This window comes from Providencia sp. 21OH12SH02B-Prov (assembly GCF_027362595.1).
GTDB lineage: Bacteria > Pseudomonadota > Gammaproteobacteria > Enterobacterales > Enterobacteriaceae > Providencia > Providencia zhejiangensis.
On the sequence record NZ_CP114796.1, the window covers coordinates 4,012,341 to 4,025,109 of the forward strand.

The 12,769-nt window shown below is 45.9% G+C and carries 8 protein-coding genes; all 8 read right to left on the minus strand.

The genetic code is table 11. From position 1 onward, the window contains the following. Positions 1-82 precede the first annotated feature (82 nt). Complete coding sequence (gene rpoC, locus O7C57_RS18460) at positions 83-4,303, minus strand: DNA-directed RNA polymerase subunit beta' (protein WP_163860562.1); 4,221 nt, start codon at positions 4,301-4,303, stop codon at positions 83-85. 114 nt (positions 4,304-4,417) lie between these two features. Next, positions 4,418-8,446: a DNA-directed RNA polymerase subunit beta gene (gene rpoB / locus O7C57_RS18465; protein WP_154624917.1), complete on the minus strand. Its 4,029-nt coding sequence runs from the start codon at positions 8,444-8,446 to the stop codon at positions 4,418-4,420. A gap of 348 nt (positions 8,447-8,794) precedes the next feature. After that, positions 8,795-9,163, minus strand: coding sequence for a 50S ribosomal protein L7/L12 (rplL, locus tag O7C57_RS18470; RefSeq protein WP_004924778.1), 369 nt, complete (start codon positions 9,161-9,163; stop codon positions 8,795-8,797). Between the two features lie 60 nt (positions 9,164-9,223). Next, positions 9,224-9,721, minus strand: coding sequence for a 50S ribosomal protein L10 (gene rplJ / locus O7C57_RS18475; protein WP_004924776.1), 498 nt, complete (start codon positions 9,719-9,721; stop codon positions 9,224-9,226). 304 nt (positions 9,722-10,025) lie between these two features. After that, on the minus strand, positions 10,026-10,727 hold the full coding sequence (gene rplA, locus O7C57_RS18480; protein ID WP_154624918.1) for a 50S ribosomal protein L1: 702 nt from the start codon (positions 10,725-10,727) through the stop codon (positions 10,026-10,028). 3 nt (positions 10,728-10,730) lie between these two features. Continuing rightward, complete coding sequence (gene rplK, locus O7C57_RS18485; protein WP_154624919.1) at positions 10,731-11,159, minus strand: 50S ribosomal protein L11; 429 nt, start codon at positions 11,157-11,159, stop codon at positions 10,731-10,733. Between the two features lie 161 nt (positions 11,160-11,320). Next, positions 11,321-11,866 carry a transcription termination/antitermination protein NusG gene (gene nusG, locus O7C57_RS18490; protein ID WP_154624920.1) on the minus strand — a complete coding sequence of 182 codons (546 nt, stop codon included), beginning with the start codon at positions 11,864-11,866 and terminating at the stop codon, positions 11,321-11,323. Next, positions 11,867-12,253, minus strand: coding sequence for a preprotein translocase subunit SecE (gene secE, locus O7C57_RS18495; RefSeq protein ID WP_154624921.1), 387 nt, complete (start codon positions 12,251-12,253; stop codon positions 11,867-11,869). Between the last annotated feature and the right edge of the window lie 516 nt (positions 12,254-12,769).

Below are 12,769 nucleotides of genomic sequence, written 5' to 3' on the forward strand. Positions count from 1 at the left end.
TGAACACACGTTTAAATAAAAAAAAAACCGGCGCTATTACAGCGCCGGTTTTATGATTGTGTTCCAATCTGACCAATACGTCTTAATTGTTATCGCTGCTGAATCCTGCATTTAACAGTTCAGCCAAGTTAGCCGTTGCTTCATCCGCACTAACTTGTGGAGCTTCCACGACATCGTTCAGATGACGACGACGGATACGGTCTTGGTGATACGCAAAACCAGTACCTGCTGGGATCAAACGACCCACAATAACGTTTTCTTTCAGACCACGCAGTTCGTCGCGTTTACCTGCAACGGCTGCTTCTGTCAGTACGCGTGTTGTTTCTTGGAACGATGCTGCTGAGATGAAGGATTCTGTTGCCAGAGATGCCTTCGTGATACCCAATAGGTCGCGATCGAACTTAGCTGGGATTTTACCATCCAGCTCAAGTTTACGGTTAGAAACTTTAACACGTGAGTACTCGACCTGCTCGCCTTCAAGGAACTCAGAGCTTCCCGCATCAGCAATAGTCACCTTACGCAGCATCTGACGAACGATAACTTCAATGTGTTTATCGTTAATCTTAACGCCTTGTAAACGGTAAACTTCCTGAACTTCGTTAGTGATATAACGCGTCACTGCATGTACACCACGCAGACGCAAGATATCATGTGGCGACTCAGGGCCATCAGAAATTACATCACCGCGTTCAACGATCTCACCTTCAAATACGTTGAGCTGACGCCATTTAGGGATCATCTCTTCATACGGATCAGAACCATCCATCGGTGTAATCACCAGACGACGTTTACCTTTGGTCTCTTTACCGAAGGAAACAATACCGCTGATCTCAGCCAAAATAGCTGGCTCTTTCGGACGACGCGCTTCAAACAGGTCAGCAACGCGAGGTAGACCACCCGTGATATCTTTAGTTCCCACAGATTCTTGTGGAATACGTGCTAAGGTATCACCGACGTTGATAGCGATGCCATCATCTAACTGAACAATTGCCTTACCTGGTAAGAAATACTGAGCAGGCATGTCGGTGTTAGGGATCAGAACATCGTTACCATTCGCATCAACAACACGAAGTGCTGGACGTAAATCTTTACCACCACTCGTACGCTCTGCTGTATCCAGAACAACGATTGAAGACAGACCGGTTAATTCATCCGTCTGACGCGTCATTGTTTGGCCATCAAGCATGTCTGAGAAGCGAATAATACCGGATACTTCACTGACAACTGGCATGGTATGTGGATCCCAGTTAGCAACGGTTTCACCGCCAGTAACTGCCGCGCCATCGCCTTTAGTCAGGTGCGCACCGTAAGGTACTTTATAGCTCTCTTTAGTACGACCGAACTCATCAATCAGGCGCAATTCGGTATTACGTGAAGTAATAACCAGTTTGCCTTCTGAGTTAGTCACAAATTTCGCGTTAACCAGTTTTAGTGTACCTGGGTTACGAACTTGGATGCTAGATTCTGCTGCCGCACGAGATGCCGCACCACCGATGTGGAACGTACGCATCGTCAACTGTGTACCTGGTTCACCGATTGACTGTGCCGCGATAACCCCGATAGCTTCACCTTTGTTGATGATATGACCACGAGCAAGGTCACGACCATAACAGTGAGCACACACACCGAAGTCAGTTTCACAGCTAACGACTGAACGGACTTTAACGCTGTCGACAGAGTTTTCTTCTAACAGGTCACACCATTTTTCGTGTAGCAACGTATTACGTGGAACCAGAATGTCCGCAGTACCTGGGATCAGAATATCTTCTGCCGTCACACGACCCAATACACGCTCACGCAGTGGTTCTTTAACATCACCACCCTCGATAACCGGAGTCATCAAGATACCTTCGTGTGTACCACAGTCGTCTTCAGTCACCACCAAGTCCTGAGCAACGTCAACGAGACGACGAGTCAGATAACCGGAGTTCGCTGTTTTCAATGCCGTATCCGCAAGACCTTTACGAGCACCGTGCGTAGAAATAAAGTACTGGAGAACGTTCAGACCTTCACGGAAGTTTGCCGTGATTGGTGTTTCGATGATTGAGCCATCTGGCTTAGCCATCAGACCACGCATACCGGCTAGCTGACGAATCTGAGCAGCAGAACCACGAGCACCGGAGTCGGCCATCATAAAGATACTGTTGAAAGAAACCTGCTGTTCTTCTTCACCGTCGCGGTTAATCACCGTTTCAGTAGACAGGTTTTCCATCATCGCTTTAGCAACACGTTCGTTAGCCGCAGCCCAGATATCGATAACTTTGTTGTAACGTTCGCCTGCTGTCACCAGACCAGACTGGAACTGTTCCTGAATTTCTGCAACTTCTGCTTCGGCTTCGGCGATGATCCCTGCTTTTTTCTCAGGAATAACCATATCGTCGATACCAACCGATGCACCAGAACGTGCCGCATAGGCAAAACCGGTATACATGATTTGGTCAGCAAAAATAACCGTAGGTTTCAGACCCAGAACACGGTAACAAGTGTTCAGCATTTTAGAGATCGCTTTTTTACCTAACGCTTGGTTAACCAGCGAGTAAGGCAGACCTTTCGGCACGATCATCCACAGAATTGCACGACCAACAGTAGTATCAACCATACTGGTGTTAATCGTAATGTTACCTTCACCGTCTTTCACTTCTTCAGTGATACGGACTTTAACACGGGCATGCAGTGAAGCATGGCCAGAACGGTAAACACGCTCAGCTTCTTTAGGGCCGGCCAGAACCATCCCTTCGCCTTTCGCGTTTACACAGTCACGAGTCATGTAATAGAGACCCAATACAACGTCCTGTGAAGGAACGATGATAGGCTCACCACTCGCTGGTGACAGGATGTTGTTGGTTGACATCATCAACGCACGCGCTTCTAACTGAGCTTCCAGAGTTAGAGGAACGTGTACCGCCATTTGGTCACCATCGAAGTCGGCGTTATATGCCGCACACACCAGAGGGTGCAACTGGATCGCTTTACCTTCGATCAAAATAGGTTCAAAGGCTTGGATACCCAAACGGTGAAGTGTTGGCGCACGGTTCAGCATAACTGGGTGTTCACGGATAACTTCATCCAAGATATCCCATACTACCGCTTCTTCACGCTCAACCATTTTCTTCGCAGCTTTGATGGTTGTTGCCAGACCACGGAGTTCTAATTTGCCATAGATGAATGGTTTGAATAACTCAAGAGCCATTTTCTTAGGCAGACCACACTGATGCAGACGCAGGTATGGACCGACAGTGATAACCGAACGACCTGAGTAGTCAACACGCTTACCAAGCAAGTTCTGACGGAAACGACCTTGTTTACCTTTGATCATATCAGCCAAAGATTTCAGAGGACGTTTATTAGAACCGGTAATTGCACGACCGCGACGACCGTTATCTAACAGAGCATCGACCGCTTCTTGTAACATACGTTTTTCGTTACGTACGATGATGTCTGGCGCAGCCAGATCCAGAAGACGTTTCAGACGGTTGTTACGGTTGATCACACGACGGTAAAGATCGTTCAGATCCGATGTTGCAAAACGGCCACCGTCGAGTGGAACTAATGGACGCAGATCAGGTGGTAGAACTGGCAGAACATTCAAGATCATCCATTCTGGTTTGTTACCAGACTGAATAAACGCTTCTAACAGTTTAATACGCTTAGTCAGCTTCTTACGTTTAGTTTCAGAGTTCGTTTCGTTCAACTCTTCACGTAACGTTTCACACTCGTTCTCAAGATCGAGGTTTTTCAGCAGACCTTGGATTGCTTCCGCACCCATTTTCGCGTCAAATTCGTCACCGAACTCTTCCAACGCATCTAAGTATTGCTCTTCTGTCAGAATCTGTGAGCGTTCAAGGCTAGTCATACCACCTTCAACAACCACGTAGGATTCAAAGTACAGAACACGCTCGATATCACGCAAAGGCATATCAAGTAGCAAACCGATACGGGATGGCAATGATTTTAAGAACCAGATATGAGCTGTCGGAGAAGCAAGTTCAATATGACCCATGCGCTCACGACGAACTTTAGTCTGGGTGACTTCAACGCCACATTTCTCACAAATCACACCACGGTGTTTTAAACGTTTGTACTTACCGCACAGACATTCGTAGTCTTTTACTGGCCCGAAAATACGCGCACAGAAAAGGCCGTCACGCTCAGGCTTGAACGTACGGTAGTTAATGGTTTCTGGCTTTTTCACTTCACCGAATGACCATGAACGGATCATATCAGGCGATGCCAGAGCAATTTTGATCGCATCAAACTCTTCGGTCTTGGTTTGCGCTTTCAGAAACTTAATTAAGTCTTTCACAAAATGGCTCCTGTCGGAGTTAGACCTGTCAGGTGAGAGGCCCCTGCCTCTCTCCCCTAATCCCAGTACTTATACTGGCCGGAAGGCTAAACCTAGCCTTCCGGTACAAACGAATTACTCGTCTTCCAGTTCGATGTTGATACCCAGTGAGCGGATTTCTTTCAACAATACGTTGAAGGACTCCGGCATGCCAGGTTCCATCTGATGGTTGCCATCGACGATGTTTTTATACATCTTCGTACGGCCGTTAACGTCATCCGACTTAACCGTTAGCATCTCTTGGAGTGTATAGGCTGCACCATATGCTTCCAGTGCCCACACTTCCATCTCCCCGAAACGCTGACCACCGAACTGAGCTTTACCACCCAACGGTTGCTGAGTAACCAAGCTGTAAGAACCAGTAGAACGGGCGTGCATTTTATCGTCAACCAAGTGGTTCAGTTTCAGCATATACATGTAACCAACCGTTACCTGACGCTCAAACTTCTCACCTGTACGGCCGTCGAACAATGTAATCTGACCTGAAGTTGGCAGACCACCCAATTTCAATAGTTCTTTAATTTCAATCTCTTTTGCACCATCGAACACTGGTGTTGCGATTGGCATACCTTTTTTCAGGTTTTCAGCCAGACGCATAACTTCTTCGTCAGAGAAAGTATTCAAATCTACTTTCTGGCGAGGGTCATCACCAAGATCGTAGGCTTTCTGGATGAACTCACGCAGTTTGGCGACATCTTGCTGCTGTTTAAGCATAGCATTAATTTTATCACCAATACCTTTCGCAGCCATACCCAAGTGGGTTTCCAGAATCTGACCGATGTTCATACGCGATGGTACGCCCAGCGGGTTCAGAACGATGTCTACAGGGTTACCGTTTTCATCGTAAGGCATATCTTCAACTGGGTTGATTTTTGAGATAACACCTTTGTTACCATGGCGACCCGCCATTTTATCACCCGGTTGGATCTGACGTTTAACGGCCAGATAAACCTTAACAATTTTCAGTACGCCTGGTGCCAAGTCATCACCTTGAGTGATCTTACGGCGTTTAGCATCCAGTTTCTTCTCGAACTCAGATTTCAGTTCATCGTACTGCTCAGCTAATTGTTCTAACTGATTTTGCTTCTCTTCATCAGCCAGAGAAAGCTCTAACCAACGATCGCGAGGCAATTTGTCCAGTTTCTCAGCTTCAATACCGCCGTTAACCAGCACAGAGCGGATACGCGCAAACAAACCTGCTTCGAAAATACGTAACTCTTCCGTTAAGTCTTTCTTCGCTTCACGTAACTGAGTTTCTTCAATCTCTAGCGCACGTTTGTCTTTTTCTACACCATCACGGGTGAAGACTTGTACGTCAATGACGGTACCGGAAACACCGTTAGGTACACGCAGAGAAGAGTCTTTAACGTCAGATGCTTTCTCACCAAAGATAGCGCGCAGCAGTTTCTCTTCTGGTGTCAGTTGGGTTTCACCTTTCGGTGTCACTTTACCAACTAGGATATCGCCACCTTTAACTTCAGCGCCGATATACACAATCCCAGACTCATCGAGTTTAGAAAGTGCAGCTTCACCAACGTTAGGAATATCAGCCGTAATTTCTTCAGGCCCCAGTTTTGTGTCACGAGACACACAAGAGAGTTCCTGAATATGAATCGTTGTGAAACGGTCTTCTTGAACAACACGCTCAGAAACAAGGATGGAGTCTTCGAAGTTATAACCATTCCATGGCATAAATGCCACGCGCATGTTTTGGCCAAGAGCCAATTCACCGAGGTCAGTTGAAGGACCATCAGCTAACACGTCACCACGTTCAACTGGCTCACCTAAAGATACACAAGGCATCTGGCTAATACAGGTGTTCTGGTTAGAACGGGTATATTTAGTCAGGTTATAGATATCGATACCAGCTTCACCTGGATACATCTCATCTTCATTAACTTTAATAACGATACGAGAAGCATCAACGTACTGAACAGTACCGCCACGTTTCGCAACAGCCGTTACCCCTGAGTCAACCGCTACTGCACGTTCCATACCTGTACCGACTAAAGGTTTATCAGCACGTAAAGTTGGAACCGCCTGACGTTGCATGTTTGCACCCATCAATGCACGGTTAGCATCATCGTGTTCAAGGAATGGAATCAGTGACGCACCAACAGAAACGACCTGCTGAGTCGAAACGTCCATATATTCAACTTGATCACGACTGAACAAGCTTGATTCACCATGGTTACGGCAAGTGATCAGCTCTTCAACAAAGCTACCATCTTCCGCTAATACGGTGTTTGCCTGAGCGATGATGAAGTTACCTTCTTCAATGGCAGACAAGTAATGAATTTCGTCAGTAACAAGGCCATCACGCACTAAGCGATAAGGTGTTTCAAGGAAACCGTACTCGTTTGTCTGAGCATACACAGACAAGGAGTTGATCAGACCGATGTTCGGACCTTCAGGGGTTTCAATTGGACAAACACGACCATAGTGAGTTGGGTGTACGTCACGTACCTCAAAGCCCGCACGTTCACGAGTCAGACCACCAGGGCCCAACGCTGAGATACGACGTTTGTGCGTAATTTCAGACAGTGGGTTGTTTTGGTCCATAAACTGAGAAAGCTGGCTGGAACCAAAAAACTCTTTCACTGCCGCAGAAATTGGCTTCGCGTTGATCATATCTTGTGGTACTAATGCATCAAGGTCACCCAGAGAAAGACGCTCTTTCACTGCACGCTCAACACGGACCAGACCAACACGGAATTGGTTTTCTGCCATCTCACCAACAGAACGAATACGACGGTTACCTAAGTGGTCAATATCATCGACTTCGCCTTTACCGTTACGGATATCGATGAGTTTACGCATAACATCAATGATGTCTTCTTCACTCAGGATACCAGAACCTTCGATTTCATCGCGGCCCAGTGAACGGTTAAACTTCATGCGACCAACAGCTGATAGATCATAACGATCTTCTGAGAAGAACAGGTTATCGAACAAGTTCTCAGCAGCTTCACGTGTTGGTGGCTCACCAGGACGCATCATACGGTAGATTTCTACCAACGCGCTCAGGCGGTCATTCGTTGGATCGACACGCAGCGTTTCAGAAATGTAAGCACCGTGGTCTAAGTCGTTGGTAAACAATGTTTCAATTGTTTTATGACCCGCTTGGCTCAGACGTGCCAACATATCCAATGAAAGTTCCATGTTAGCTGCGCAAATCAGCTCACCTGTACTTTCATCAATGTAATCTCTTGCGACCACTTTACCAGCGATGTACTCAACAGGCACTTCGATGCTGTTGACTTCTTCTTTTTCTAGTAAGCGGATATGACGAGCAGTGATACGACGGCCTTTTTCAACATACACTTTGCCGTTTGCTTCAATATCAAAAGAAGCGGTCTCACCACGCAGACGCTCAGGAACTAGCGTCATCATCAGTTTGTTATCGCGGATTTGGAAAACAGTTTTCTCGAAGAACAAATTCAAGATGTCTTCAGTGCTGTAATCCATTGCACGTAGAATTATGGTCGCAGGTAATTTACGGCGACGGTCGATACGTACAAACAGGTTATCTTTCGGATCGAATTCGAAATCAAGCCATGAACCACGGTAAGGGATAATACGCGCGTTATACAGGACTTTACCTGAAGAGTGTGTTTTCCCTTTATCGCTGTCGAAGAAGACACCAGGACTACGGTGTAACTGAGAAACGATAACACGCTCAGTACCGTTGATAACGAAGGTTCCGTTTTCAGTCATGAGTGGAATTTCACCCATGTAGACTTCTTGCTCTTTGATGTCTTTTACGGTGCCTTCTGGTGCTTCACGCTCATAAACAATGAGGCGCAGCTTAACACGCAGTGGTGCAGAGTATGTGACGCCACGAATTTGACATTCTTTAACATCAAATACAGGCTCACCCAGACGATAGCTGACGTATTGCAGTTCAGCATTACCGCTGTAGCTCTGAATAGGAAACACAGAACGGAAAGCTGCTTCCAGCCCGTTCTGACCATCAGGATCTTGCTCGATAAACTTCTGGAACGAGTCAAGTTGGATAGAAAGGAGATAAGGTACATCCAAAACTTGTGGACGTTTACCAAAATCCTTACGAATACGTTTTTTCTCGGTATAGGAGTAAACCATAGGGTTCCTCAGCTCGCTGATCAGTGACCCACTCTGTCCGTCCATAAGGACAGCATCGATAACGCTATTTTTTGAAATGGAAAATGAACACTTTCCGTAATACTCATTGCTATTACTCTTAAATCATTTCATTGTGCCACTCTGACTACCGAGCTACCCGAGCGGGTCGTAGCTGAGAACACAGTATATTAAGTCGTCAATAGAAAGAAGTATTGGAGGGTTTGTTAACATCAAAATTGCGTGAAAAAGCTGTTAACACCCAATCACGCTTTACAGCGCAAAAAGGCTGGTGATTAAAAAATCACCAGCCATCAGCCTTTAAGTTAGGCTGCAAACTGAAAGCTGAACTTATTTAAGCTCAACAGAAGCGCCTGCTTCTTCAAGAGATTTTTTCAGAGCTTCAGCTTCGTCTTTGCTAGCACCTTCTTTGATGGTTGCTGGCGCAGATTCTACCATATCTTTAGCTTCTTTCAGACCCAGACCGGTCGCACCGCGAACTGCTTTGATAACAGCAACTTTGTTACCGCCAACAGAAGCCAGAACAACGTCGAACTCAGTTTTTTCTTCAGCAGCTTCAGCAGCAGCACCTGGAGCAACAGCAACAGCCGCAGCAGCAGAAACGCCGAATTTTTCTTCCATCATAGTGATCAGTTCAACAACGTCCATTACAGACATTTCAGCAACTGCGTCAAGGATTTGGTCTTTAGTGATAGACATAACAAGTGTTCCTAAAATTCAGAAATAGTTTATACGTTAAAAAGCAACGAAGGAAAGGGCTTATGCAGCTTCTTTCTGATCGCGCAGAGCAGCCAGAGTGCGAACCAGTTTGCCTGCAGCGGCTTCTTTCATGGTTGCCATCAGGCGTGCGATTGCTTCTTCGTAAGTTGGGAGTGTTGCCAGACGATCGATATCTTTAGCCTGGATTAACTCACCTTCAAAGGCCGCAGCTTTAATCTCAAATGCTGGATTCGCTTTCGCGAACTCTTTGAACAGACGAGCAGCAGCGCCCGGATGTTCGTTAGAGAAAGCAATCAAGGTTGGACCAACAAACGCGTCTTTCAGGACTTCATAAGAAGTTCCTTCAACAGCACGGCGAATCAGCGTGTTACGAACAACACGGATGTAAACGCCAGCTTCGCGACCTGCTTTACGCAGTTCAGTCATTTTTGCTACAGTTACGCCGCGTGAATCAGCAACAACTGCAGAAAGCGCGCCTTTGGCTACTTCGCTGACTTCAGCAACAATCGCTTGTTTGTCTTGAAGATTTAGTGCCATTAGCTTCTTGCTCCTGGATTAACCGGGAAACCCCGGGGACTCACATCACTCAAACACGACATGTGTTGAGCGCTAAAACACGGTGAGCAGAAGCCAGAATAAAATTCTTGGTATCTCTGTCACCGTCTACGCAGGTAGATTAAGTATCGCTACACCTGCGGTCTTGGACGGGGTCTGGAAAGGCCAGACTCCATACCGAAATTTGTGGTTTATTGATACTAATAACAGTACGAATAAACTCAAGGCGTCAGATTTTATACAAATCTGACGCAAAGGTAAAGTTTAATTACTAAAAGTATTAGTATTAAACTGCTGCTGATAGACCAGCTTGGTCAATAGCAACACCTGCACCCATGGTAGTAGACAGGCTAACTTTCTTGATATACACACCTTTAGCAGAAGCTGGTTTTGCTTTTTTCAGCGCGATCAGCAGTGCTTCTAGGTTTTCTTTCAGTTTGTCAGCATCAAAGTCAACTTTACCGATAGTGGTGTGGATGATACCGTTCTTGTCGTTACGGTAACGAACCTGACCCGCTTTAGCGTTTTGAACTGCTTCAGCAACATTAGGTGTTACAGTACCTACTTTCGGGTTTGGCATCAGGCCGCGTGGACCCAGGATTTGACCTAATTGGCCAACAACGCGCATTGCATCTGGAGAAGCAATAACAACGTCAAAATCCATTTCGCCAGCTTTGATTTTGTCAGCCAGATCGTCCATACCAACCAGCTCAGCACCTGCTGCTTTAGCAGCTTCTGCGTTTGCGCCTTGAGTAAAGACAGCAACGCGAACTGAACGGCCAGTACCGTGTGGCAGTACAGTTGCACCACGTACGTTCTGGTCAGATTTACGAGCGTCGATGCCAAGGTTAACAGCAACGTCAACGCTTTCGACGAATTTAGCAGTCGCTAATTCTTTCAGCAGAGCAACGGCTTCGTTGATGTCATACTGTTTAGTTGCATCAACTTTTTCACGGATATTGCGCATGCGCTTATTCAGTTTAGCCATTGATTAGTCCTCCACAACCAGGCCCATGGAACGAGCAGTACCTTCGATTGAACGCATCATAGCGTCAATGTCAGCACCAGTCATGTCCGCAGCTTTAGTTTCAGCGATTTCGCGAATCTGAGCAGAGGTCACTTTACCCACTTTGTCTTTGTTCGGCTTACCAGAACCAGACTTAACGCCAGCTGCTTTTTTCAGCAGAACAGCAGCAGGTGGAGTTTTCGTAACGAAAGTGAAAGAACGGTCTGCATAAACAGTGATAACAACAGGAATTGGTAAACCTTTTTCCATGCTGTCTGTTTTTGCGTTGAACGCTTTACAGAATTCCATGATGTTCACACCTTGTTGACCCAGTGCTGGACCAACCGGTGGGCTTGGGTTAGCCATACCAGCTGCAACTTGCAGCTTAACGTAGGCTTGTACTTTCTTAGCCATGAATATTTCCTCTAGATGGGTGATAGCGCCTAGCGATTAGGCTCCCCGTTAATTAACGCCCCTCGCAACTGACTAAACACGTGTGCGAGGCGCAAAAAACAAAAGGCGCGAAATTGTAGTCAAATTTCACACCTTTTGCAAGCCAGTTTTTGTCGTTAAAGTTATACTTTTTCGACCTGACTGAAATCCAATTCGACTGGTGTCGCACGGCCAAAGATTGAAACCGAGACTTTCAAGCGGCTCTTTTCATAATCCACTTCTTCGACAACACCATTAAAGTCAGCAAATGGACCATCGCTAACGCGAACCATTTCACCTGGCTCAAACAATGTTTTCGGACGTGGTTTATCGCCAACTTGTTGCAGACGATTCATAATCGCGTCGACTTCTTTATCACTAATTGGTGCTGGACGATCCGACGTTCCACCGATGAACCCCATAACACGTGGTACGCTACGTACTAAGTGCCATGAGTCATCATTCATTACCATTTGAACTAATACATAGCCTGGAAAAAACTTACGTTCACTTTTACGGCGCTGACCACTACGGATCTCAACAACTTCTTCTGTTGGTACCATGACTTCGCCGAAAGAGTCTTCCATACCGTGTAATTTGATATGTTCACGCAAAGACTGCGCTACGCGACCTTCAAAACCAGAGAAAGCCTGAATGACATACCAGCGCTTTTTAGGTGAATCTGACATTTAGAATAACCTCAGGCTTGTAATAAATGAAACTAAACGCACTAGGATACCATCTAATCCCCACAGTATTAATGACATAACAGCCGTTACTGCGGCAACAATCAAAGTCGTTTGTAATGCTTCTTGGCGAGTTGGCCAAATCACTTTTCGCATTTCAATGCGAGCTTCACGCGCAAACGCTAATGTTTGTTTGCCCTTTGTAGTCCACAAAGCGACAGCACCTGCAATGGCGACAACAGCCACAACAGCAAAAGCACGCAGCGCGAGATTATATTGACGGAAGTAATAGTTGCCAACTATAGCAATCAGTAGCAGGACAGCAACAACGACCCACTTAAAGATGTCTACACTGCGTCCACTTCCTTGAGCTTCGCTATTCGCACTCATAATTCAACCTGTTACCATGAAGTATGTATAAAGCCTGTGCCCTACCAATGAAGGCAAACAGACCGAACCAATAGAATATGCCAACATATCCCTTATGTACTACGAGCCGAGCTTGCTAAGTCAAACAAGGAGAATTGTTGACAACGCCTACGAAACTCAAAGAGCAGTCGACTAGCAAAAGGCGATGATGTGCTCACTCGCTATTCCGTAGGTAAATTTAAGGCATGCTCAACAAATTTTTTGCCGCGATTATTATGAAAATTAATTTCTAAATGCGGCAGCAGTAAAATATACCATATCTTCTGAGCAAAACCTTAATAAATCTCATATAACTGCATAAAGCTAATGATGCAGTTGCTATATTCGTTGCATCAGAGCCTATCTCCCCAATAATTTCCACAACCATTGATGAGATAGGTTCTTAATTTTACAACGTTATACCCTTCATAGTTTAAAATATTGCATGGTGATGGCTCAAATCGCTATCGCGTCGCGACATTTTACACTATTGAGGCA